Annotated in this window: 24 protein-coding genes, 1 tRNA gene and 2 pseudogenes; 25 read left to right on the top strand and 2 right to left on the bottom strand. The window is 40.2% G+C overall.

The annotated features are described in order from the left end of the window. The 21 genes and pseudogenes from IYQ92_RS10205 to IYQ92_RS03060 form a co-directional block, all read left to right on the top strand. Positions 1-1,143 (top strand): annotated as a pseudogene (locus tag IYQ92_RS10205) (phage minor capsid protein); the annotation flags it as partial. 159 nt (positions 1,144-1,302) lie between these two features. After that, positions 1,303-1,788 (top strand): ADP-ribosyltransferase, encoded by a 486-nt coding sequence (locus IYQ92_RS10200; RefSeq protein WP_229311290.1) that lies wholly within the window; start codon positions 1,303-1,305, stop codon positions 1,786-1,788. 4 nt (positions 1,789-1,792) lie between these two features. After that, positions 1,793-1,993 (top strand): hypothetical protein, encoded by a 201-nt coding sequence (locus tag IYQ92_RS03145; RefSeq protein ID WP_195675297.1) that lies wholly within the window; start codon positions 1,793-1,795, stop codon positions 1,991-1,993. A 169-nt stretch (positions 1,994-2,162) separates the two neighbouring features. Beyond that, positions 2,163-2,729 (top strand): phage scaffolding protein, encoded by a 567-nt coding sequence (locus tag IYQ92_RS03140; protein ID WP_195675296.1) that lies wholly within the window; start codon positions 2,163-2,165, stop codon positions 2,727-2,729. 20 nt (positions 2,730-2,749) lie between these two features. Further along, positions 2,750-3,631, top strand: a complete 882-nt coding sequence (locus tag IYQ92_RS03135; protein WP_195675295.1) for a phage capsid protein — start codon at positions 2,750-2,752, stop codon at positions 3,629-3,631. Positions 3,632-3,641: 10 nt separating this feature from the next. Then, positions 3,642-3,896: a hypothetical protein gene (locus IYQ92_RS03130; protein WP_195675294.1), complete on the top strand. Its 255-nt coding sequence runs from the start codon at positions 3,642-3,644 to the stop codon at positions 3,894-3,896. Positions 3,897-3,937: 41 nt separating this feature from the next. Beyond that, on the top strand, positions 3,938-4,333 hold the full coding sequence (locus tag IYQ92_RS03125; protein ID WP_195675293.1) for a hypothetical protein: 396 nt from the start codon (positions 3,938-3,940) through the stop codon (positions 4,331-4,333). Next, positions 4,323-4,649, top strand: coding sequence for a putative minor capsid protein (locus tag IYQ92_RS03120; RefSeq protein ID WP_195675292.1), 327 nt, complete (start codon positions 4,323-4,325; stop codon positions 4,647-4,649). The genes IYQ92_RS03125 and IYQ92_RS03120 overlap by 11 nt, the downstream gene beginning before the upstream one ends. Further along, positions 4,649-4,999 (top strand): minor capsid protein, encoded by a 351-nt coding sequence (locus tag IYQ92_RS03115; RefSeq protein ID WP_195675291.1) that lies wholly within the window; start codon positions 4,649-4,651, stop codon positions 4,997-4,999. The genes IYQ92_RS03120 and IYQ92_RS03115 overlap by 1 nt, the downstream gene beginning before the upstream one ends. Next, complete coding sequence (locus tag IYQ92_RS03110) at positions 4,999-5,406, top strand: minor capsid protein (protein ID WP_195675290.1); 408 nt, start codon at positions 4,999-5,001, stop codon at positions 5,404-5,406. The genes IYQ92_RS03115 and IYQ92_RS03110 overlap by 1 nt, the downstream gene beginning before the upstream one ends. Positions 5,407-5,409: 3 nt before the next feature. Further along, positions 5,410-5,868, top strand: a complete 459-nt coding sequence (locus IYQ92_RS03105; protein ID WP_195675289.1) for a phage tail tube protein — start codon at positions 5,410-5,412, stop codon at positions 5,866-5,868. Between the two features lie 39 nt (positions 5,869-5,907). Beyond that, positions 5,908-6,288 (top strand): hypothetical protein, encoded by a 381-nt coding sequence (locus tag IYQ92_RS03100; RefSeq protein WP_195675288.1) that lies wholly within the window; start codon positions 5,908-5,910, stop codon positions 6,286-6,288. Further along, positions 6,288-6,875, top strand: a complete 588-nt coding sequence (locus tag IYQ92_RS03095) for a Gp15 family bacteriophage protein (protein ID WP_195675287.1) — start codon at positions 6,288-6,290, stop codon at positions 6,873-6,875. The genes IYQ92_RS03100 and IYQ92_RS03095 overlap by 1 nt, the downstream gene beginning before the upstream one ends. A gap of 19 nt (positions 6,876-6,894) precedes the next feature. Further along, entirely contained in the window at positions 6,895-11,007 is a 4,113-nt protein-coding gene (locus IYQ92_RS03090; protein ID WP_195675286.1) for a tail tape measure protein, read from the top strand. Then, positions 11,004-11,723 (top strand): hypothetical protein, encoded by a 720-nt coding sequence (locus tag IYQ92_RS03085; protein WP_195675285.1) that lies wholly within the window; start codon positions 11,004-11,006, stop codon positions 11,721-11,723. Before IYQ92_RS03090 ends, IYQ92_RS03085 begins: the two co-directional genes overlap by 4 nt. Next, a complete protein-coding gene (locus tag IYQ92_RS03080) occupies positions 11,720-13,231 on the top strand; it encodes a phage tail protein (RefSeq protein WP_195675284.1) in 1,512 nt (503 codons plus the stop codon). The genes IYQ92_RS03085 and IYQ92_RS03080 overlap by 4 nt, the downstream gene beginning before the upstream one ends. After that, positions 13,224-15,419 (top strand): SGNH/GDSL hydrolase family protein, encoded by a 2,196-nt coding sequence (locus IYQ92_RS03075; RefSeq protein ID WP_195675283.1) that lies wholly within the window; start codon positions 13,224-13,226, stop codon positions 15,417-15,419. The genes IYQ92_RS03080 and IYQ92_RS03075 overlap by 8 nt, the downstream gene beginning before the upstream one ends. Before the next feature lie 18 nt (positions 15,420-15,437). Beyond that, on the top strand, positions 15,438-15,893 hold the full coding sequence (locus IYQ92_RS03070; protein ID WP_195675282.1) for a hypothetical protein: 456 nt from the start codon (positions 15,438-15,440) through the stop codon (positions 15,891-15,893). Then, positions 15,868-16,071, top strand: coding sequence for a phage holin (locus IYQ92_RS03065; RefSeq protein WP_195675281.1), 204 nt, complete (start codon positions 15,868-15,870; stop codon positions 16,069-16,071). Before IYQ92_RS03070 ends, IYQ92_RS03065 begins: the two co-directional genes overlap by 26 nt. A gap of 11 nt (positions 16,072-16,082) precedes the next feature. Next, positions 16,083-16,217 carry a hypothetical protein gene (locus IYQ92_RS10480; protein WP_267490028.1) on the top strand — a complete coding sequence of 45 codons (135 nt, stop codon included), beginning with the start codon at positions 16,083-16,085 and terminating at the stop codon, positions 16,215-16,217. After that, positions 16,189-16,932: pseudogene (locus IYQ92_RS03060) on the top strand (CHAP domain-containing protein); the annotation flags it as partial. The gene IYQ92_RS10480 and the pseudogene IYQ92_RS03060, both read left to right, overlap by 29 nt. A 197-nt stretch (positions 16,933-17,129) precedes the next feature. On the opposite strand, the gene IYQ92_RS03055 reads toward IYQ92_RS03060, so the two are convergent. Next, a tRNA-Cys gene (locus tag IYQ92_RS03055) sits at positions 17,130-17,200 on the bottom strand. A 244-nt stretch (positions 17,201-17,444) separates the two neighbouring features. Between IYQ92_RS03055 and rpsB the strand changes: the two genes are divergently transcribed. Further along, entirely contained in the window at positions 17,445-18,215 is a 771-nt protein-coding gene (gene rpsB / locus IYQ92_RS03050) for a 30S ribosomal protein S2 (RefSeq protein WP_195675279.1), read from the top strand. A 93-nt stretch (positions 18,216-18,308) separates the two neighbouring features. Continuing rightward, on the top strand, positions 18,309-19,349 hold the full coding sequence (tsf, locus tag IYQ92_RS03045; protein WP_195675278.1) for a translation elongation factor Ts: 1,041 nt from the start codon (positions 18,309-18,311) through the stop codon (positions 19,347-19,349). A gap of 175 nt (positions 19,350-19,524) precedes the next feature. Here tsf and IYQ92_RS03040 read toward each other — a convergent pair whose 3' ends face one another. After that, positions 19,525-19,986 (bottom strand): COG2426 family protein, encoded by a 462-nt coding sequence (locus tag IYQ92_RS03040; protein ID WP_195675277.1) that lies wholly within the window; start codon positions 19,984-19,986, stop codon positions 19,525-19,527. Positions 19,987-20,161: 175 nt separating this feature from the next. Between IYQ92_RS03040 and IYQ92_RS03035 the strand changes: the two genes are divergently transcribed. Next, complete coding sequence (locus tag IYQ92_RS03035) at positions 20,162-20,626, top strand: CtsR family transcriptional regulator (RefSeq protein ID WP_195675276.1); 465 nt, start codon at positions 20,162-20,164, stop codon at positions 20,624-20,626. Next, positions 20,623-23,070 (top strand): ATP-dependent Clp protease ATP-binding subunit, encoded by a 2,448-nt coding sequence (locus IYQ92_RS03030; RefSeq protein ID WP_195675275.1) that lies wholly within the window; start codon positions 20,623-20,625, stop codon positions 23,068-23,070. The genes IYQ92_RS03035 and IYQ92_RS03030 overlap by 4 nt, the downstream gene beginning before the upstream one ends. Positions 23,071-23,166: the final 96 nt, after the last annotated feature.

Genomic DNA, 23,166 nt, shown 5'->3' with positions numbered 1-23,166 from the left:
ATGAGCGAAAAGAAGAAACGCCCAACCCTAAATGACCAGCAATTTTCTTTACACATGCAAGCGGTCGCTGATATTTACGCAAGAATGCAGCAAGAGCTGTTTGATAGCATGATAAATAGGCTTATAGTGCGTGGTGAGGCTGACTTGCAAGAAAATCCTTATATCTGGCAGTTAGAAAAGCTAAATGATATGCACATGCTCAACGAGGAAACACTAGCAATCATTGTTGAGCGGACAGGTATAGCAGAGGATTTGTTGCGGGATGTTATCAGTAACGAGGGCTTAAAGGTCTATAAGGACACCAAACAGCAACTTGAGGAGGATTTGGGTAGGTCAGCTAGTGGCACGGTCAGAAATGGTGTGACGGATGCCCTAGAGGCTTACACGCAACAGGCAGTAAGCGACCTTAACCTTATCAATACAACATTACCAGCAAGCGTACAGAAAACTTTTAAATCAGTAGTTGAGCAGACAGTAGCACAAGTAGTTACAGGTACTAAGACAGCTGACAGAGCCTTAAAAGATACTATTATGGGCTGGCAGAAAAAGAACTTTACAGGTTTTACTGATAGCGCTGGCAGAGAGTGGCGAGCTGATAGCTATGCTAGGGCTATCATTAAAACCACTACTTTCAAAGTCTATAATGACATGCGCACCAGACCAGCAGAAGAGCTTGGCATAGACACCTTTTACTACTCAATAAAGCGTACAGCAAGGGAGGCTTGTGCACCAATCCAAGGCAAGATAGTCACTAAAGGAGTTGGTAGGACAGAAAAGGGCGTAACCATCCATAGTTTGCTTGATTACGGCTATGGTACAGCTGGTGGGTGTCTTGGTGCGCATTGCGGTCACTACCTCACACCGTTTATCGTTGGTGTCAATGAGTTACCAGACCTACCAGACTATCTTAAAGACCTCACACCAGAGCAGGCGGAAGAAAATGCACGCATTGAGGCTAAGCAGAGAGCAACAGAGAGGGCTATCAGAAACCAAAAAGAAAGGTTGCACATTGCAAAACAGTTGGGAGATGATGACCTAGTTACCCTAGAGCGGTTAAAGTTGCGAAACTTGCAAGGTAAGGTCAGAAATCTTGTTGATAGTCATGATTTTTTGAGCCGTGACTACTCTAGAGAACGCCTATATGAAACACCAACAAGCAAGGCTAATAATAAGGTTAAACTAGAGCGTAAATTATCAGAATATCATTATATTAAAGAGTCGGATATACCTAAATTTAAAAAAGCTGGAGGCAAAATCACAGTTCCAGAGCGCAAAATAATTTATGCTAAGAATTTTGATAGCATGGGATATATTGCAACAAATGAAAGTTTTGAAATCAATGCAGCCTTGAGAAGTGGTGGGAAAATTGCGCCAACCAAAGAACAAAGCAAGGTCATATCAACGTTGGATGGTGTTATTCAGAAGAATAAGGCGCTTAGAAATATAAAAGTAAACCGTTTTGATGACGAACCTTATTATAGAGCTGTTGTCTCAAGTAATGCTGAACTACTAAAGAGTTATGATAGCGTCGCTGATATGCTAAACTCTGGGAAAGCTACTTTTAGTAATGATGCTTATACGTCAACAAGTTACATTCCTAAGTATAATTTCTTTACAAATAGAAATATCAAAACCATCATCAACATACCTAAAGGAAGTAATATTTATTTCACTGATAACGATGATGAAAGTGAAATAATTATCCCTAGAAATGCTAAGTATGATATAATTAGTGTGAAAGAGAACAAAGGGGGCGTCGTTTTAGAGATGAACCTTAGAGAGGAGTAATGTCATGGAATTAGCCGAAGCGATGGCTTACATAGACTCGTTAGAATTGAAATCAGAGCTTATAGATTTTTCTAGTTTTACAGATGAGCAGTTGCTAAAAGTTAGTATTACATTGGACTTACTTTCTCTTGAAGAAGCTCAAGCGTTTGAAAAAGAACTAGAAAAAAGAAATTTAGTTCAAAAGTATTATGATATGAGAAAGTAGCCCAACTTTCTTTAATATTTTTTTATGGACACCTAGAGAAATCTAGGTGTTTTTTTGTTGCCATGAAACCGTAAAAAATCCCATCCTATTCAAAGTAAACTGAAAAAGTAAATAATATTTTGCTTTTTGGTGGGAGTTGTCCACCTAAAAAAGAACTAAGGAGGTACAAATGGCATTTACAACAGAGGAGCTACTTAATCTTGGTTTGACAGAGGAACAGGCTAAAGAGGTATTTGCTTTGCATGGCAAAGATTTAAACGCCAGTAAATCAGCTCTGGAAACTATCACACAAGAGAGAGATAGCCTTAAATCACAGTTGCAAAACACAGAGGCACAGCTTGAGACATTGAAAGCAGATGCGAATACAAGTGCTGAACAGAAAGAGGCGCTTGATAAATTGCAAGCTGAATATGACAAATACAAAGCGGATGCAGCTGCTGAACTTGCACAAATTCAAAAGGTCAATGCTATCACTCTTGCTTTGAAAGATACCACCGCACACAATCCATCAACCTTAATGAAGTTCATTGATGTTGATGCCATTGAACTTGATGAAAATGGCAAGCCAAAACTAGATGACATCATCACAGGTTTAAAGGAAAGTGACCCATATCTTTTTAAAGCAGATGAAGATGGCACGCCTAACCCTAACATTGTGCCACCCGGCAATCCAGCTGCAAATGGTGCAAATAATACTGACCCATTCCAAGCAATCATGGATAGCTACGGCAAGTAAAAGAAAGGAGATTACATATAATGGCAGGTAATCAAAATAATCCAGTCCGCCGCTATGAAAAGCAGTATGCGGGCATGCTGCAAACAGTATTTGGTATTCGTAAAGCATTTGCCAAAACTCTAGCCCCTATTCAAATTTTGGATGGTGTGCAAGAAAACGCCAAAGCATTCTCTGTTAAAACAAACGCAACTCCAGTTGTCATCGGTACTTATTCAACAGGTGAAAATGATGGTGGATTTGGTGATGGCTCTGGAGCAAAATCACGCTTTGGAAATATGACGGAAGTCAAATATGACAACGCAGATGTTGAGTATGATTATACTCTTTCAATTCATGAAGGGCTTGACCGTTACACAGTCAACAACGATTTGGATGCTGCTGTTGCTGACCGTCTGAAATTGCAATCAGAGGCACAGACACGCCAAATGAACACTAAAATTGGTAAATTCCTAGCGGAAAACGCTGGTAAAACAGAGGCACTTACAGACTTTGAAGAAAAGACAATCAAATCCCTATTCAACAAGTTGGATGCCTACTATACGGATTTAGAAGTGGCTGTGGACATTACTGTTTATCTTCGGTCTGAATTGCATAGTGCAATTGTTGACATGGCATCAAACACTTCTGCTAAAGGTTCAAGCGTTTCTATTGATACAAATGGTTTGCTCAAATACAAGGACTTTATCCTTGAGAAAACACCTTCAAAATATTTGCCAACGGGTACTTTAGCGGTATTCTCACCAGATGGAATTGTTATTCCGTTTGTTGGTATTTCAACAGCCCGTACTATTGAAGCAACGGAGTTTGACGGTGTGAAATTACAAGCAGCTGCTAAAGGTGGTACTTACATCTTGGATGACAACAAGAAAGCAGTTGTTAAAGTCACAGGGACAGTTGTATAGGAGGTAAATAATGGCACTTTATAAAGCAACAAAAAACCTAGTTTTTCAATCACTGGGTAAAGATGTGATTGTTGATGAGATTATTGACCTTGAGCCAGCTTATGCTGAAAAGGTCAATAAAGACCTCAAGCTAACTTTCCCAGATGTTGATGCTGTACTTGTACCAGTTGATACAACTGAAAGCGCTGAGGTTGAACAACCTAAAAAGACAACACGCAAAAAGAAAGCAGAAGATACTGAAACAGTAGAAGATGCTGCTGAATAAATAAGGGGTGGCAACACCCTTTGTTTTTAAGGGAGGTTACTATGTCTTATTTAACCAAAGATGAGTTTGTTGATGATTTAGGTTTTGATGATGTGACTGACTTTGACAAGCTAGCTAAAAGAGCAGAAATTGCTATCAATCTCTATACTCAAGGCATTTACCAACAGTACATTGACTTTGAGACAGAGGCAGATTACCGCAAGTCTGCTGTAAAGCTAGCTATGGGCTTTCAGATTGCTTATTTGGATAGCTCTGGCATCATGACAGCTGATGATAAACAAACCATGTCAAGCGTTTCTATTGGTCGTACAAAAATTGATTATGGCAGTCAATACCGTATTTCAGCTGGTCAACAATTCAACCTTTGCTTGGATGCTGAAAACGCCCTAAAACAAGCGGGATTTAGCTTAATTGTGGGAGTTGATTATGATAGATAAACGCTTATTACAAGATGTTGTTACAGTCCGAAAGGTTGAGGGCAAAGATGATTTTGGAGATGCAACGTATGCTGACCCATTGGATGTTAAGCCAGTAAGGTTTGATAGGTCGGTGGCTGTTACAGGTACTAACAACTCTAAAACTAGGCAGAAAGCTGGTGTAATTTACATCTATCCAAAGTTTGCAAATGTGACAGTTGATGATAGTTGGTTGGGTGCAATTGTAAATGATGGGGAGCGTGATTACATTATGACAGGCTATCAACCTAATTACCTTAATGGCAAAATTTTCAGTTATGAGGTTGAGGTTACTTAATGGCAGATGTCAGAGTAACAGTTGACCTTGCAGGGGTTGAGAAAAAAGTATCTCCCCAAGCTATGCAACGTGGCAAGATTGCCGCTGGTAGCGAGGCTTTGCTTATTATGGATAGTTCAATACCTCTTAGGGCAGGTGGAGGGGCATTAAGAGTCTCTGGGCGTGTAGAGCCTAACGGAGATGCGAGCTATAACACGGTTTATGCTAGAGCGCAGTTTTACGGTACTAATGGGATTGTTGTTTTTAGGAAATATACAACCTCTGGTACTGGTAGTAGATGGGATAAACCATTAAAAGCAAACATAGACAAGTTGAGAAAAGCAGCTATTAAAGGAATGGGTATTAGATAATGCAAAACAACAAGAACTTTCAAGAGGTGCTACTAGCACATATTAACAACATCCCAGTATTGCCGCTAAAGGCTCGCCTTGATTACTTTGAGGATGATAAAGATGATCTAGTTATCAATGCTTTAAGTGGTGGAATTATTGATAAAGAGTACATGGATGGCACTAGAGAGGTTTCACTACCGTTTGAAATTGCCATTAAGTGTAAAGAGAATAGGAAAGCTATTGATACGCTTTGGTTTATCAATGGTGACTTATCATCGCTTGATATTGACCTACCTAGTACTGATAACTCTTACACTTTCTTATCATTGAAAGTGGATAAACCGGGGATCAATGGTAAGGATGAGCAAGGTTACTTTATTTACTCAATGCAAGTAATCGCAAAATTAGAAATTACAGGAGGATAATTCATGGTACGAAATAAAAACGCCAAGCGCAAACACGAAATTGCGCCATTTGACCCTAAAAACCCAGCAGTTGTTCCGGGAACAGAAGCTTGGAAACGGCTAGCCAAGTATATTGAAACCATTGACGATGAAACAGATGAAGATACAGATGATACTGGTTACTATGATGGTGATGGTACGCCAGAAGAAACGGTACTCTCTGTTGTTGGTGGTTACTCATTTGAGGGGTTATATGATCCAGAAGATGCAGCACAAGCAATGATTGCAGCAATGAAGTACAAAACAGGAGATGCACGACGTGTATGGCATAGAGTAACTAGCTCTGATGGCAAAAAAACTTATACACAGGTTGCAAATGTATCTGAAATTAAAGCAGGTGCTGGTGATGCTACAGCCTATGAAGAATTTGGATGTACGCTCAAATGGATTAAAGAGCCTATTGAGGCTGGTGTGGGTGGATAACCCATCAACAAATTAACAGACATTTTGGAGGAAAAGAACATGTCAAATAAAACTGTAATTGAATTAGGTAGTAAAGTTCTAACGTTTGATTTTGGAGAGTTTACCCTCGATTATCGAGCAACCGATAAAAAAGATGCTCAAATCCAAGACAAAGCGCTTGAGCTAGAGGGTAAAGTGGATGCTTATCAAAAAGACGCAGAGAACATGAATGACCAAGAGGGGCGTAAAGCTCTAAAACCAATGGTAGATGAGTTCTTTGTAGCAATGTTTGATGAGGATGCCTCACAAAAAATCTATGAGGTAGCGGGTGAAAACACTTGGAATTATCTCAATGTATTCTTACAGGTTTCAGCAACCATTCAAAAAGAATGGAAGAAAAAACTAAACGATGAAAATTTCAAGAAGTATCTTGCTGAATAATGTTTGATATTTCCAAAAAAATGGATGACAAGCTGGTACTTAATAACAAAGAGTATCAGCTTTTATTATCGTTTGATAGGGTTTTATGGGTTTTTGATATGTGGGGTAAAGAACATATCCCAGTGGAACTTAAACCAAAGCTAGCTTTAGCAAAATTAACTGATGATGTGACTTTTAAGGATATGGACACAGAGGAGGCTTTAGCCATCTATGCAGAGATATTTGAAAAGCACATACAAGTTACTAGGGCTATTGATGAGGTTGATAGGTATGACATTGAGGGGAATGTGATGCCTAAAAAGCCCAAAGATGACCCAGATAGCGATGATAAGCCCTTGTTTAATGTCAAATATGATGGCGAGTACATTTTTTCATCGTTTATGCAAGCCTATAACATTGATTTGATTGAACAACAAGGTAAATTGCATTGGCAAAAATTCAACGCTCTATTATCTGGATTACCAGATGGCACAAAGTTTGTTGAGGTCATGAAAATCAGAGCGTGGAAACCATCAAAAGGGGAAAGCTCAAAAGAAAAACAAAGAATGCGTGAGTTGCAGGAACAATACGCATTACCAAATATTTAACAAAGAAAGGAGGTAAAACATGGCAGACGGTAAAGTTACCATTGCGGTTGATTTAGATGGTAAAAAAGCTCAAGGCGATATAAACAGTCTAAAAACCTCATTGAGTGGTCTAGGTTCAGCTTTTAAATCTGTACTCGGAGCAAATTTAGTGAGTGGTGCATTGATGAGTGGTGTTAATGCACTTGTTGGAGGTGTTAAAGGAGCATTTTCATCAGCTATTAGCGAGGGTGCAAAACTACAACAATCTATAGGTGGTATTGAAACGCTGTTTAAAGGTTCAGCAGGAACTGTTAAACAGTATGCTAGTGAAGCTTTTAAGACAGCTGGGGTATCAGCAAACGAGTACATGGAAAATGTAACATCATTTTCTGCTAGCTTGATCTCTTCTTTAGGAGGAGATACAGCAAAAGCGGCTGATTTAGCCAATACAGCAATGACAGATATGTCAGATAATGCAAACAAAATGGGTTCTGACATGAAACTTATTACTCAAACCTATCAATCATTGGCACGTGGCAACTATGCTATGTTAGATAACCTAAAATTAGGTTATGGCGGTACAAAAGCAGAGATGCAACGACTAATTAAAGATGCCGCTAGCTATAAAGATGTACAAGAAGAGCTTAATATGACCGTTGATGAGGGAGATATGTCTTTCGCAAACATGGTCAAGGCTATTTCTGTTGTACAAAAGAAACTAGGTATCACTGGTACAACGGCTAAAGAGGCATCTGAAACATTTTCTGGATCTTTTGCATCAATGCAAGCAGCCTTTAAAGATTTTTTAGGAAATCTTACAACAGGCGGTGATATTACAAAACCTTTAGCGAATTTAGCAAAGACAGCATCAACATTTGTTTTTAGAAACTTTATCCCGATGGTAGGCAATGCTTTTAAGGCTTTACCTAAAGCCATTTCAACATTTATAGCCTCTGCAAAACCAGAGATTGAAGCTGGTTTAAAACGGTTACTGCCAGAGACGACAGTCGCTAAAATAATGGGCTTTATATCAACTATTGAAAGTGGTGTAAGTAAAGTCAAACAGACATTTGATAAATTCAAGGATACCGGTGCTATTACAGCAGTAGGTACAGCATTTTCAGCAGTAAAAGATGCAATAGGTCATGTTTTTTCTTCTTTAAGTTCTAGTGCGCCAGATATAAGCCAAATTGGTACAGCACTTGGTGAGGTAGTCAACTGGCTTTCTGATGCTGCTAAGAGAGGTGCTGAATTTATTTCATCTTTGCCACCAGAAACAATCAAAACAATAGCTGGAGCAGTTTTAGGAGCTGTAGCAGCTTTCAAAGGATTTAAAACAGTTTCTGGAATTATCAAAGGTGTTTCAGAGTCTTTTGGATTGATAAAGTCAGCACTAAGTGCAAATCCATTTATGCTAGCTGTTGTTGGTATTGGAGCTTTAGTAGGAGCTTTTATTACGGCCTATAACACTAGTGAAACTTTTAGAAATAAAGTGGATGCTGTTGTAGATAGCGTTAAGAAGTTCATTGATAATCTTGATATGGATCAAGTTAAGCAATGGGGGGCGGTTATAGCATCAGTTGCTGGCGGTTTTGCCATCTTTAAGATGCTGAATGGCTGGAATCCTTTCAAAGCATTTGGCAAGGGTGGGAAAAAAGCTCTTGACGAGGTTAAGAATGCACTTGCTGGTACAAGTGGTCAAGCCACACAATCAAAAGGTATCATCGAACAAGTCTTTTCTGGTCTTGGCACATTGATTACCTCAATTGCTCAAGGAATTTCGACGGTTTTACAAGGTTTAGCTACAGCATTATCAACTGTCGCAACTGGTTTTGGTCAAGCAGCAGCTATGGCAAGCCCTGCTCAATGGTTATCAATGGGTGCTGCAATGCTCATGGTAGGTGCTGGTGTAGCTCTAGCAGCTGCTGGTATCTATGTCTTGGTACAGGCTGCTATACAACTTTCTAGCGCTGGTAGTGGTGCAGCTATTGCTCTTGCTGGTTTGGCAGTAGGTGTTGCAGCATTGGCAGGTATCTTTGCTTTGCTTGGTCCAGCTTTATCAGCAGGTGCTGTTGGTATCTTAGCCTTTGGTGCAGCTATTGCCCTCATCGGTGTTGGTGTCTATGCAGCATCTGCTGGCTTATCAATGTTAGCGGGTCATTTACCAATGATTGCCACTCATGGGGCTAGTGCCGCTATTGGTATTGCTGCTTTAGGTGCTGGCTTACTGGTTATGGGAGCGGGCGCTCTTGTTGCAGGAGCAGGTGCAACCGTATTTGGTGCAGGGATGCTTGTTGCAGCCGCTGGCGTTGCAGCTTTCGGCTTGGCTCTAAATGTGTGTAAACCGGGTGTAACAGCCTTTGCTAATGCAATCACTAAAGTAGTCAATGCGATAAGTGGAGGATTGGTTGCAATCCTAAACTCTATTTCTGGAGTTATCCAGTCGGTAGGTCAAGCAGCGTTAAATGCTGGCAAGGGCTTTAATCAGCTTGCTACTGGTGTAAGTAAGATTACCAAGCTAAACCTCTTTGATATGGGTGCATCACTTGCAGCAGTAGCTACTGGTGTTGCTGCTATCGCAGCATCCGGATCTGGTCTAACAAGTGCTGGTACTGGTATGACAGCATTAGGTAAAGGGATGCAAATGGTATCTTTATCAGCTACCACAGCAGTTGCTGGTCTTACTGGTTTTGTAACTTGTATTACAACGCTTGGTAGTTCGGTGACAACCTTGCCAATTACATTGACAACAGCCGCCGCAGGCTTTGCAAGTTTCACAGCTCAAGCAGTAGCGAGCGTTGCGGGATTGTCTGCTATCAATGCCCCTATTGCAATGTTTAAGAGCCAAATCATGACAATTACACCAGCTTTAATGATGGCAAGTGTTGGTTTCGCATCTTTTGGCGCTCAAGCTATGGTTATCAATGTTGCATTTGCTACTGTTGGAGCTCTAATTACAGCGTTTAATACTCAAATCATGTCAGTTTCAGTAGCAACGACAATGGCAAGTAGCTCTTTTGTAATGATTGGATCATCAGCATTGATGGCTAGCTCTGGAATATCTGCTATAACTTCTGCAACATCGAGCTTATCTGGGGCGTTATCAAGAGCTGGCTCATCTGCTACTGTTTTTGTTAGTCAGATGATGATGCTAGGTGTTGGTGTTTCTGGTGCTATTTTGTCAGCGGTTGGTGCTGTAACAGCCGGCGGCGCTCAAATGTCAGTTGCTATGAGGTTGGCAGGTGGTCAGATGGTATCAGTTATGCAATCAAGTATAAATCAAGTTACCAACACAGCAAGAAATGGTATGAATAACGCAATGTCAGCTGTACGCTCTGGTAGCAGCCAAATGGTATCATCATGGCGCTCTTCTGGTACTCAAATGGTATCTAGCACACAGAGTTTTATGAACCAGATTGTATCAACTGTTAGAAACGGTATGAATAACGTTGTAACAGCTGCTAGGTCTGGTGGTAGTCAGATGGTATCAGCTATGAGAATGGCAGGTAATCAGTTAGTTACAACCGTACAATCAGCGGTAAACCAAGCAGTTAATGCAGCAAGAAATGGGTATAGTTCATTTCAATCAGCGGGTAGTTACATGGGGCAAGGTTTAGCAGTTGGTATGAGGTCTGCTCTAGGTGCGGTTACTGCTGCAGCTAATGAGCTAGTAGCACAAGCAGAAAGAGCGGCACAAGCTAAGGCTAAAATCCATTCACCATCAAGGCTATTTAGGGATGCTGTCGGTTGGTGGATTGGTTTAGGGGTTGCTAAAGGTATTGACCAAAGTACCGTTAAAGTTGATGATGCTATTTCTGGCATGTTTGATAAAATCAACGCTTTTAGCTTTAAAGCAGAAAATGTGTTAGGAGTTGGAAATTCTAACATTTCACACTCTATCACGGCTAAAGTGATGAGAGAACAAGCTATGCGCGTGACAACCGATGATAAAAAATCGCAAACCGATGCTTATTACATCCAAAATAATAACCTTTTGGAAAATCTACTTGATAAGGTTTATGACCTTGAAATGCTAGTTGAAAAAGGCAAACAGATTGTACTTGATAATGGCACTTTAGTAGGAGAAACCAAAGATTATTACGATGAGGCAATCGGTATGAATACAGCAATGAAAAGGAGACATCAATTATGATTTTAGAAATTGTTGAGTATATAACATTTGGTGATTTTAACACTAAAAGTCACGGTTGGTATCTTGTAAGTCGAGATGCCCCAACACCGGAAGAAAAGGAGGTTTTAGAAAATCTCCTTTATTCTCAAGGGGCGTTGGATTTTTCGATGATGAATGATGAGCGTTACTTTAATAACCGTATTATCACTTATGAATTTAAGCTACCTAATACTAGATATGCTGATAGAAAAACGGCAGAAAGAGAAATAAAAAGCGCTTTGATGCGTATAGGGAAGTCAAGGCTTACAGATACACACGATGAAGGTTTTTATTGGTATGGCAAATGTAAAAGCGTAAAAGTGCAAGATGATGCTAAGAAAAAGGCATTGATAGCAACCATCGAATTTGATTGCTATCCGTTTCTTACAGCAATGGATGATTATTTTGATGATGTTTGGGATGATTTTAGTTTTGAGTATAGTGTTGCTAACTGGACAAAATGGGAGATAACAGGAAAGCAGGTTATTCCAGTATTTAACCCCGGCGACACAACCATCATCCCTAAGATTATCAGTAGTTCAAACATTGTTATCAACTTTGAGGGAACTGATTATCAGTTTAGTAGTGGAGAGAATGAAAATGTATTGTTGAAAATACCGCCAAGAAAATTAGCTCTTTTCACAATTACAGGTAATGCTGATGTCTCTTTTAGATTTCCTAGGGAGGTACTAGGGTGATTGTTGACAACATAGCAAAAAATCCCGGTTTTCTTGTTTTATACTGGGATCAGGCAGAAGATATTAGGGATACTAGCAAACAAAAGGTGCTACATGAACCAACAGTATCACGCCAAGAATATCGTTTAAGCTCTGGATCTATCAAGCAAATTGTCAACGGTATTAACGAATGCCATCTTGCCATTGGTATAAAGCACAATCTTTACAAAAAAATAAAGCCTATCAAGGGCATTGTAAAGGTTGTTAATTTATTTGATGGAGAGATTGAATTTTATGGTAGGGTACTTTCAATTTCAATGACCATGACATCTGATGGCTTTGCTCAAGAAATTATTTGCGAAGATATGCTAGCTTACTTACATGATAGCTGTCAAGATTATGAAAAGGTACCTAACAAAGGACTTGAAGATTATCTAGCTAGAATTATTAACAGGCATAATGCGCAGGTTGAGCCTCATAAGCGTTTTAAGGTAGGGTTGGTTAATGTACCAGCCCCATCTGACACCCCTTTTAGATATACTGGATACGACACCAGTTGGGAAACTATCAAGGAACGACTGATTAATAAGACAAATGGCTATCTAGTGTTGAGGCACGAAGAAGATGCAATGTATATTGACTATCTGAAAGAAGTAGGAGATAAAATCACTGGTTCACCTATCATGTTGGGGGCAAACGTTAAAACAGCTACAAGGGATTTATCTTTTGATGGATTACTAACAAGAATTGTCCCGGTTGGCGCAGACCTAGACAATGGGTCAACATCTGAAACCTCAAGTGCTGATATTATTCGTGAACAGGTTACTATCAAATCTGTTAACAATGGTAGAAACTGGTTAGAAAATGCAGAATTGATAGAGCAATTTGGTCTGATTACAAAATCAGTTACATGGTCTGAAATCACTTCCCCAGATATACTTAAAAGGCGCGGGCAACAGTACATTGATAATTTGAAAACTATTCTAGCTAGTTGGAAAGTAGATGTTGTGGAACTCTGTCTAATCGATGATAGATATGTCAAATTTAGAGTTGGAAATACACATCAAATAGTAAATGCCCCAATGTCTGGTATCGAGGAGTTGCAAATTATTGAGAAAACTATCAATATTACTAAGCCTCAATCTGTATCTTTAACAGTCGGATCTAGTAACCAGAGTTTATCAATGTTCCAATTACAACAGCAGGAGGCGCAAAAAACTATGGAGAAAGTAGCAGCAGATAACGCTGCAAAACAAAGATTACTTGAAGAACAAACAGCGAAAGCAAATAACATCGCTTTACTAGAGAGCGAATTATCCCAATATCAAGTACAGTCAGAGAGTTTAGGACAAGAAATCTTAACTCTAGATGTTGAGATTGAGCATCTTGATCCAGAAAGTGATGCAGGCTTGGTAGCAACCTTAACCACACAAAAGAAAGTAGCTGTTAGTAAAAAAGAGCTGTATGACACTAAGATTGTTGAAATACAAACCAAGTTAAATGAATTAAAGGAGATAGGTAATGAGTAATAACAATACTGAGGCAATCGGAGATACACGATTTTATCAAGATGAAACCCACATGGACTATAACAAGCTGTACTCTATTGATGAGGCGCTAGATGCCATCATTCAAAAAAAGTATGGTAAAGATGTTAGGTATGCTCTTAGAGTTGGGCTAGAGCGTGTTTACCACGATGCGCAAGAAAACAGTAGCGATAATAATCTTGAAGTAGCAAGAGCGAGGGGGGAGTTTGATAACCTTGCACAGCACCTATCAAGTATTAATGCTAACGCTAATACCGCAAATAAACTGGCTCAATCTTTGGATGCTACAAAATTAGACAAAAAAGGCATTGAACAAATAACGTATGAAATGCTCACACAAGATGTCAAAGAGAAACTGACCGGCGGAAGTGTCGCCGTCGTTGGTCAAAATGCAGTATCGACATCAAATATTGTTAATGGATCTGTAACAGACCAAAAATTAGATGAGCGGATGGGTTTTGGCTTGATGATTGCCGGACAATTATTGATTGATGTTACTAACTCAAAAGTAGAGTTGAGTAATGGCAGTTGGTTCCAAGTAGGGAAAAGAAAAGCGAGAATAACACAGACTTTAACTGCCCCTCTTCCGAGTACCAATCTATCCCAGTACATTATTTACAATGATCAGACAAGCGAACTATACGTTAAAAATTTAAATGATATCACAAATATAGGTAACAGAGAAACGATTTTAGCGATTATGTACGGAGGTGTGTTGGTACATCCACAATCGTCGCCGTTTGTTAAAACAGCAGGGCTAAAAGTTGGAGAGCGTCTGGATTACATTAACGCTGATTGGGGAACAGTTATTCAAGGTGAGATCACACTTGACCTTGCGACAAAGACCATTCGAGGGAGAAAAAAAGGCGACTTCATCATTTCATATCAGAACTATTTCATCAATGGTATTGACGATTTTGAATTAACTTATACGTCATATTTTGGTCATCTGTTGCTATTTGATAGAGAAACCAAGAAATTTCAAGTGACAACAATGAACTCTTACAATGAGTATAAGAGCGTTCAAATTCCTAAGACAGCTTCACTCATTAAGATTGCTGAAATCTATAATGGTGAGATTAGGCACATTTCTAGTAATAGCAATATTTTTCTTGATAACCAGGGGATGCAAAGAAAGCAAGATATCACATTAGATCAGTTAAAAGTTGACCTACAAACAAAACGCACGGTTATTGTGACGCTTGGTGACTCAACGACAGATGGTTATAGAACATCTAGCTATTCAGGGAATGTTCTTGAAAGTCTAATTTCAAAACCAAAGACGTATACTGAGATTTTAAACGGTATTATCAATAGTCAAAAAGGTTATAGCTTCAATCATAAATTCTACAATCGTGGGTTTTCGGGTAAAACGATTTCTTGGTTGAAAGATAATTTGGATGCTGTTTTAGCTCCGATTACTGAACCAATAGACTATGCCTTTATCGCAATGGGAATCAATGACAGTATCTATGACAGGAGTAATATTCAAGCCTTTAAAGATAACCATATCAACGTTGTTAACCGCTTAATAACTAAAGGCATTAAGCCTATACTAATGTCAACACAGGCAGAGTTTGAAAATTATAAGCGATTTGGTTCAAAAATCAATAGCATTGCGGACAATATCAAAAAAGACTTGGCAAATGAATTAGGTATTCCATTTATCGATTATAATGCAGGAACTAGAAACATTCTGAATAACTCAGAGTATAGTATTAAATCTCTCATTCCTGATATGTGTCATTTTGGAGACCTAGGACACCAAAAGGGAGCAGAATTTTTAGCAAGCGAGTTACTGCCACGAACACATAAAATTAGCACTTCACAAAAAATTGGATATCAATCTAATAAAGTTATCTCAGATTTAAACTACTCAGACCATCTATCAGATGCGGATAAACAGGTCAAATGGTTGCCTAGTAAAGTTGATGGATTTGACCTTGAGGGGCAACTACAAGAAGGTAATGTTAAAACATTGTTTGAGGCATTGATATATGTAGAGAGACCAGTAAGTTTATCATATTTCGGTGATAATGTAACCGTTACCGTTAATGATAGTCCAGCTCAAGATAACCAGACTTTAGATGTTGGTATTTATAGCATAAAAGTTATAAATAAAATCAATCAACTTTCTAAATTTAGAGGTATCAAGTTAATTATTCAATAGATAGTAAGGAGGAGATGAGTGCCACCATTGTTAAAAGATAGTGCTGTACTTGTCGCAATTATTACTGTTTCTGGCGGGGTTGTTGGTACGTTAATAAGTACCATATCAAATTTCTTTATTGGAAAACGTGATAATGAGGTTAAACAAGGACAGCAAGAAATCATTCAATCATTGGATGTGTTAAAAAAAGATAATATAAAAATTAAGTCAGATTTAGCTAGTAATACTGCAGAACTTGAAAAACTAAAGAAGAACTCAAAAGACATCACTAGATATAGGCTTTTTCATGACATGACAAAAGATATAATAGCTGGTTATACCACGTTAGAAAATAAGCGTGAAATAGCTAAACTATTTGACTCTTACAAAATGTTGGACGGAAATGGCGAAATTGAAATGATGTATAAAGAGGAATTTATTGATCTACCTTTAAGAAAGGATAATAATCATGAAATTAACAAACGGACAATATGATGTTGCTAAAAAAGTAGTTACAGTTGTTGTGCCAGCAGGTATCACACTAATTACAGGTTTGGGTGCATTGTATAAATTTGATACTACAGCTATCACAGGTACAATTGCGCTTTTTGCTACTTTTGCAGGTACAGTATTAGGTATCTCTAGCAAGAATTATCAACAGGAAAACCAATAAGGAGGTTAGGCATGAAAACAGTAATAAGAGTACTCTTGCTGTTGGTTCTCATTCCATTAGTAATACCACTTGGATTTATTGCGATCATGCTTGACCCATTTTTAGGAATAATCTTAGAGGAGAAACATAATGACAACAGCAAATGAAGTTATACAATACACAATCAACCTTGCCAACTCTGGTATGGGTGTTGATAAAGATGGCGTATACGGTACACAATGCGCAGATTTGCCGTGTTTTATTGCCAAAAATTGGTTTGGTGTAGATTTATGGGGAAATGCTATTGACTTATTAGATGCAGCAGCTGGTGCAGGTTGGGAAGTTCACCGTATGCCAACAGATGCAAATCCGAAAGCTGGCGCAATCTTTGTAATGGCGGTAGCAAGTCATCCTTACGGTCATACTGGAGTTGTGATTGAGGACAGTGATGGCTACACTATGAAAACCGTTGAGCAGAACATTGATGGCAACTGGAACGCTCTTGAGGTAGGCGGACCCGCTCGCTTTAATAGTCGTGATTTTTCTGGTGTAGTTGGTTGGTTCTATCCACCATATTCAAGTGGTGGTAGCTCACAAGAGCCTACGCAAGCACCAACAAGCAATGAAATTGACCTTATCCCAGAAACAGGTACTTTTACAGTCGGTGATGCTGCTATCAATGTCCGCCGTGCACCAAACCTTAACGGTGAGATTGTAGCAGTCTATGAACCAGGGCAAGCTGTCAAGTATGACAGCAAAGGTTCTGCTAATGGTTACCGCTGGATTTCTTATATCGGAGGATCTGGCAAACGTAACTATATGGCAATTGGTCAAACCGATGAGGCAGGTAACCGTATCAGTCTTTGGGGTACTGTAGAATAAACCTAGATGAAAAAATCGCTCTAATTATTTTAGAGCGATTTTTTGATAGTGTTAGAAATAGTATCTAGTCCCAAATGTGTCCAAAATTTGTCCAAAAATATTTTAGTTTTTATCTGAATTTATCCGATTGTAAAAATCAAAAAGCCCATCAAATTGGGCTTTTCATTCGGTTAAATCCTGTTAAATCAGGTACTTTAAGGCGGTAGACGGATTTGAACCGACGATCAAGCTTTTGCAGAGCCGTGCCTTACCACTTGGCTATACCGCCATAACAAATAATATTTTATCGTAAAAGCCATCTTCCGTCAAGCTAATTTTCAAAATTCTTTAGGTAAAAGGCAGGTAAATGCTACAAAATACTTGTCAAATCAGTCATTTTTTGATAAACTGATATAGTTGCGTAAAGTAACAAATTCTCATCTAAAACCAATTGTGGGGCGGTTGCCCTTGTGGTTGCCTTGCAAGCCGAAGTTTTAGAGAGGTAAAAAACATTTTAAAAGGAGAAACTACTCATGGCAGTAATTTCAATGAAACAACTTCTTGAGGCTGGTGTTCACTTTGGTCACCAAACTCGTCGCTGGAATCCTAAGATGGCTAAATACATCTTTACAGAACGTAACGGAATCCACGTTATCGACCTTCAACAAACTGTAAAATTGGCTGACCAAGCTTACGAATTCGTTCGTGATGCAGCAGCAAACGACGCAGTTATCTTGTTTGTTGGTACTAAAAAACAAGCTGCTGACGCTGTTAAAGAAGAAGCAGAACGTGCTGGTCAGTACTACATCAACCACCGTTGGTTGGGTGGAACTCTTACAAACTGGGGTACAATCCAAAAACGTATCGCTCGTTTGAAAGAAATCAAACAAATGGAAGCTGATGGAACTTTCGAAGTTCTTCCTAAGAAAGAAGTTGCACTTCTTAACAAACAACGTGCACGTCTTGAAAAATTCTTGGGTGGTATCGAAGATATGCCTCGCATTCCAGATGTAATCTACATCGTTGACCCACACAAAGAACAAATCGCTGTTAAAGAAGCTAAAAAACTTGGTATCCCAGTTGTAGCGATGGTTGATACAAACGCTGATCCAGATGATATCGATGTTATCATCCCAGCAAACGACGACGCAATCCGTGCCGTTAAATTGATTACTTCTAAATTGGCTGACGCTGTTATCGAAGGTCGCCAAGGTGAAGATGCTGACGTTGACTTCGCTCAAGAAGCACAAGCAGATTCAATCGAAGAAATCGTTGAAGTTGTTGAAGGTTCAAACAACGACTAATCAATAAGTAACAGTTAAAACGGGGCAGATGCAAACCGCTCTGTCTCGTTTTTATTTTTATATAATATTCTATCTTAAATAAGGAGAACGAAAATGGCAGAAATCACAGCTAAACTTGTTAAAGAATTGCGTGAAAAATCTGGTGCTGGTGTCATGGACGCTAAAAAAGCATTGGTAGAAACTGATGGTGATATCGACAAAGCGATTCAATTGCTTCGCGAAAAAGGTATGGCTAAAGCAGCTAAAAAAGCTGATCGTGTTGCCGCTGAAGGTTTGACTGGTGTTTATGTTGACGGTAACGTAGCGGCAGTTATCGAAGTTAACGCTGAAACTGACTTCGTTGCGAAAAATGACCAATTCGTTACTTTGGTTAACGAAACAGCTAAAGTTATCGCAGAAGGTAAACCAGCTAACAATGAAGAAGCTCTTGCTTTGACAATGCCTTCAGGTGAAACTTTGGAACAAGCATTTGTAACTGCAACTGCTACAATCGGAGAAAAAATCTCATTCCGTCGTTTTGCATTGGTTGAAAAAACTGACGAACAACACTTTGGTGCTTACCAACACAACGGTGGACGTATCGGTGTTATCACTGTTATCGAAGGCGGCGACGAAGCACTTGCTAAACAAGTATCAATGCACGTTGCAGCTATGAAACCAACTGTATTGTCATACACTGAGTTGGACCCACAATTCGTTAAAGATGAGTTGGCTCAATTGAACCATACTATTGACCAAGACAACGAATCACGTGCTATGGTTAACAAACCAGCTCTTCCACACTTGAAATTTGGTTCTAAAGCTCAATTGACTGACGAAGTTATCGCACAAGCTGAAGAAGATATCAAAGCTGAGCTTAAAGCTGAAGGTAAACCAGAAAAAATCTGGGATAAAATCATCCCAGGTAAAATGGACCGCTTCATGCTTGACAACACTAAAGTTGACCAAGCCTACACACTTCTTGCACAAGTTTACATTATGGACGACAGCAAAACTGTTGAACAATACCTTGACTCAGTAAACGCTAAAGCCGTGACATTCGCACGTTTCGAAGTTGGTGAAGGTATTGAAAAAGCTTCAAACGACTTTGAAGCAGAAGTTGCAGCAACAATGGCAGCAGCTTTGGAGAAATAGGGAGCAAAACAGAAATCTCTGATTTCGTCTTTTTGCCCTCGCGAGGCTGATTAGGATAGTGGCAAGTCATGAAGTGTCACTTATCTACCGCATCATATGTAAAATGTCTAGATGAATTTCTAGGCATTTTTTGTTTCGTATTCGAAAAACTCGCTGGTTTCCCAACGAGTTCTTTTTAAAACATATTAAATCCAACAACAGACAGGGTTCCCATGATGAGACCGGCTAGGATAACTCCTAACATGACTGCAACGACGCTGCGTTTGAAGTTCCAGTCTAGCATTGAGGCCGCTAGGGTTCCTGTCCAGGCACCTGTTCCTGGAAGTGGGATGCCGACAAAGAGAAGTAGTGCGATGAAGAGACCACGTTCGCCGGCGGTCTTTTCGAGTTTTTGTCCACCTGAATGTCCTTTTTTTAGGCACCAAGTGAAGAATTTTCCTGTGAAGGGCTTATCTGCTCCCCATTCCAGGACTCGACGCGCGAAGAAGAAAATGATTGGAACTGGAAGCATATTTCCGATAACACCAATAAGTAAGGATTGCCAGAGTGGAATTCCGGTTGCGATACCGTATGGGACAGCTCCGCGAAGTTCAACTAGGGGAACCATTGCAATCAAAAATGTGATAATGTAGTTCATTCATTTTTACCTTTCGTTTGATACTTTTTCATTGTATCTTATATTGCAGGAAAAGGCAACTGAAATCCTCTGTCAGCGCTAGCTATTTTCCACTAAAACTAAATCTTTTCTTTCCTTAATGCGCTGAATTTTGATATAATAAAGGTCAGTAAACATCAAAGAAAGGAGTGAGCTTGTGGCTACTAAAAATACGTCGGACAATATTGAAGACTACATCAAATCGCTGTTGGAACAGACGGGGATTGTGGAAATTAAGCGGTCAAATCTTGCTGACACATTTCAGGTGGTGCCTAGTCAGATTAACTATGTGATTAAGACACGCTTCACTGAAAGTCGTGGTTATGAGGTTGAGAGCAAGCGCGGTGGCGGTGGTTATATCCGCATCGCTAAGGTTCATTTTTCAGACCAGCATCATCTTTTTGGCAATCTTATGGCAAATGTCGGTGAGACCATCAGTGAACAGGTTTTTGATGATTTGATTCAGCTCTTATTTGATGAGGAAGTTCTTACCGAGCGTGAGGGCAATTTGATTTTGGCAACCTCGGGGGATGATGTGCTTGGTCCAGATGCGCCAGCCATTCGCGCACGCATGTTGCGCAAGTTATTACAACGATTAGATAGAAAAGGATTTCATTTATGAGTGACTATTCATATAAAATGCAGGAGGTTTTCAGTCTCGCTCAGTTCCAAGCGGCGCGCTATGAAAGCCACTATTTAGAGACTTGGCACCTGCTTTTGGCTATGGTGATGGTTCATGACTCAGTTGCGGGCTTGACTTTCGCCGAGTATGAGGACAGAGTAGCCAATGAGGAGTATGAAGCCGCAGCCATTCTGGCAATGGGCAAAGCTCCTAATGACGGCGTGGCAGACTATGTCTTTTTGGAGCAGTCCAAGGCAGTCAAGGAAGTGCTGCGCTTAGCACAAAATATTGCCCAAGTCGTGGGAGCCAAGGAAGTCGGAACAGAACACGTTCTCCTAGCTGTGCTGATTAATAAAGATTTGATAGCGACACGTATTTTGGAACTCGTCGGCTTCAAATTCAAAGATGATGGCGAATCGGTTCGCTTGATGGACCTTCGTAAGTCTTTGGAGCGCCAAGCTGGTTTCACAAAAGAGGATGTCAAAGCTATCTACGATATGCGCAATCCTAAGAAGGCTAAGCCAGGCGGAAATTTCTCAGATATGATGAAACCACCGTCAACAGCTGGTGAGTTAGAAGACTTTACTCGTGATTTGACAGAAATGGCGCGTCAGGGCAGACTAGAGCCTGTTATCGGACGTGACAAGGAAGTGTCGCGCATGGTTCAGGTGCTCAGCCGTAAAACCAAGAACAACCCAGTTCTTGTTGGGAATGCGGGTGTTGGTAAGACAGCCCTTGCTTATGGTCTAGCCCAGCGTATTGTCAGCGGAGAGATTCCTTATGAATTGCAGGACATGCGTGTCCTTGAGTTGGATATGATGAGCGTAGTGGCTGGGACGCGCTTTCGTGGAGACTTCGAGGAGCGGATGAACCAGATTATCACGGACATTGAGGAAGATGGTCATATCATTCTTTTCATCGATGAACTCCATACGATTATGGGGTCTGGTAGCGGGATTGACAGTACCTTAGATGCGGCAAATATCCTCAAGCCAGCGCTTGCTCGCGGGACACTTCGTACGGTTGGAGCGACGACTCAGGAAGAATACCAAAAGCATATTGAAAAAGATGCGGCGCTCTCTCGTCGTTTTGCCAAGATTTTGGTGGAAGAACCGAGTGTGGACGATGCTTATCAAATCTTGCTGGGACTCAAAAAGTCTTATGAAGATTACCATCATGTGGAAATTGCTGACGCAGCAGTACTTGCGGCGGTTAAAGCAGCCCACAGATACTTGACTAGCAAAAATTTGCCAGACTCAGCCATTGACCTTTTGGATGAGGCATCAGCTACCGTCCAGACTACCGTCAAAAAATCAGCGCCAGCCTTTTTGACAGAAGCTGACCAAGCTATCTTAAATGACGATATGAAAGCTGCTTCAAAGGCTATCAAAGCTAGCCACAAGCTGAAAATGCGTAAGCCAATTGCAGTGACAGAGGATCATATCATGGAAACACTAAGTCGCTTGTCAGGAATCCCAGTGGAAAAACTCACACAGGCAGACAGCAAGAAATACCTCAACTTGGAGGCAGAATTGCATAAGCGTGTCATCGGGCAAGATGCAGCAGTATCAGCCATCAGCCGTGCCATCCGTCGTAATCAATCTGGCATCCGCACAGGCAAGCGTCCAATCGGTTCCTTCATGTTCTTGGGACCGACTGGGGTTGGTAAGACAGAGCTTGCCAAGGCTTTAGCAGAAGTGCTCTTTGATGATGAGTCAGCCCTCATCCGCTTTGACATGTCTGAGTATATGGAAAAATTTGCGGCCTCACGCCTTAACGGTGCCCCTCCAGGCTATGTTGGCTACGATGAAGGTGGTGAATTGACGGAGAAGGTTCGTAACAAACCTTATTCGGTTCTTCTTTTTGATGAGGTGGAAAAGGCTCATCCAGACATCTTCAACATTCTCTTGCAGGTGCTTGATGACGGTGTTCTTACCGATAGTCGTGGGCGCAAGGTTGATTTCTCAAATACTATCATTATCATGACGTCAAACCTCGGTGCGACTGCACTTCGTGATGATAAGACAGTCGGTTTTGGGGCAAAAGCTGTCGCTCATGACTATGAAGCCATGCAAAATCGTATCATGGAAGAGCTCAAAAAAGCCTACCGCCCAGAATTCATCAACCGTATTGATGAAAAAGTGGTCTTCCATAGCTTGTCACAAGAAAATATGCGCGATGTGGTGAAAATTATGATTAAACCACTGATTGCGACCCTTGCTGAAAAAGGCATTACTCTCAAAATTCAACCCGCTGCCCTCAAACATTTGGCAGAAGATGGTTATGATGCAGAAATGGGTGCCCGCCCACTTCGCAGAACCCTCCAAACCCAAGTTGAGGACCAATTATCAGAAATGCTCCTAGCAGGTCAATTGACCGCAGGGCAAACCCTCAAAATCGGTACCAACCGAGGCAAACTCAAGTTTGACGTGGTTGAGGGATAGACAAAATAGCCTCCCTAGTATGAACTGGCGAGGCTTTTAGAATACAAAAAAGAAAGAACCATGCTACTACTCAAGGTTCTTTCAGAAGATTTATGA

It is taken from the genome of Streptococcus sp. HF-1907 (assembly GCF_015594605.1).
GTDB lineage: Bacteria > Bacillota > Bacilli > Lactobacillales > Streptococcaceae > Streptococcus.
Note: the sequence above shows the minus strand (reverse complement) of the source record. Positions and strands in the feature narration are given on the sequence as shown.

Coding starts and splice junctions, on each gene's coding strand:
- IYQ92_RS10480 (WP_267490028.1), top strand. CDS start 16,083: ATGAAAACAGTAATAAGAGTACTCTTGCTGTTGGTTCTCATTCCATTA.
- IYQ92_RS03130 (WP_195675294.1), top strand. CDS start 3,642: ATGGCACTTTATAAAGCAACAAAAAACCTAGTTTTTCAATCACTGGGT.
- IYQ92_RS03075 (WP_195675283.1), top strand. CDS start 13,224: ATGAGTAATAACAATACTGAGGCAATCGGAGATACACGATTTTATCAA.
- IYQ92_RS03030 (WP_195675275.1), top strand. CDS start 20,623: ATGAGTGACTATTCATATAAAATGCAGGAGGTTTTCAGTCTCGCTCAG.
- IYQ92_RS03120 (WP_195675292.1), top strand. CDS start 4,323: ATGATAGATAAACGCTTATTACAAGATGTTGTTACAGTCCGAAAGGTT.
- IYQ92_RS03110 (WP_195675290.1), top strand. CDS start 4,999: ATGCAAAACAACAAGAACTTTCAAGAGGTGCTACTAGCACATATTAAC.
- IYQ92_RS03065 (WP_195675281.1), top strand. CDS start 15,868: ATGAAATTAACAAACGGACAATATGATGTTGCTAAAAAAGTAGTTACA.
- IYQ92_RS03140 (WP_195675296.1), top strand. CDS start 2,163: ATGGCATTTACAACAGAGGAGCTACTTAATCTTGGTTTGACAGAGGAA.
- IYQ92_RS03085 (WP_195675285.1), top strand. CDS start 11,004: ATGATTTTAGAAATTGTTGAGTATATAACATTTGGTGATTTTAACACT.
- IYQ92_RS03125 (WP_195675293.1), top strand. CDS start 3,938: ATGTCTTATTTAACCAAAGATGAGTTTGTTGATGATTTAGGTTTTGAT.
- IYQ92_RS03115 (WP_195675291.1), top strand. CDS start 4,649: ATGGCAGATGTCAGAGTAACAGTTGACCTTGCAGGGGTTGAGAAAAAA.
- IYQ92_RS03100 (WP_195675288.1), top strand. CDS start 5,908: ATGTCAAATAAAACTGTAATTGAATTAGGTAGTAAAGTTCTAACGTTT.
- IYQ92_RS03040 (WP_195675277.1), bottom strand. CDS start 19,986: ATGAACTACATTATCACATTTTTGATTGCAATGGTTCCCCTAGTTGAA.
- IYQ92_RS03135 (WP_195675295.1), top strand. CDS start 2,750: ATGGCAGGTAATCAAAATAATCCAGTCCGCCGCTATGAAAAGCAGTAT.
- rpsB (WP_195675279.1), top strand. CDS start 17,445: ATGGCAGTAATTTCAATGAAACAACTTCTTGAGGCTGGTGTTCACTTT.
- IYQ92_RS03090 (WP_195675286.1), top strand. CDS start 6,895: ATGGCAGACGGTAAAGTTACCATTGCGGTTGATTTAGATGGTAAAAAA.
- tsf (WP_195675278.1), top strand. CDS start 18,309: ATGGCAGAAATCACAGCTAAACTTGTTAAAGAATTGCGTGAAAAATCT.
- IYQ92_RS10200 (WP_229311290.1), top strand. CDS start 1,303: ATGGGATATATTGCAACAAATGAAAGTTTTGAAATCAATGCAGCCTTG.
- IYQ92_RS03105 (WP_195675289.1), top strand. CDS start 5,410: ATGGTACGAAATAAAAACGCCAAGCGCAAACACGAAATTGCGCCATTT.
- IYQ92_RS03095 (WP_195675287.1), top strand. CDS start 6,288: ATGTTTGATATTTCCAAAAAAATGGATGACAAGCTGGTACTTAATAAC.
- IYQ92_RS03145 (WP_195675297.1), top strand. CDS start 1,793: ATGGAATTAGCCGAAGCGATGGCTTACATAGACTCGTTAGAATTGAAA.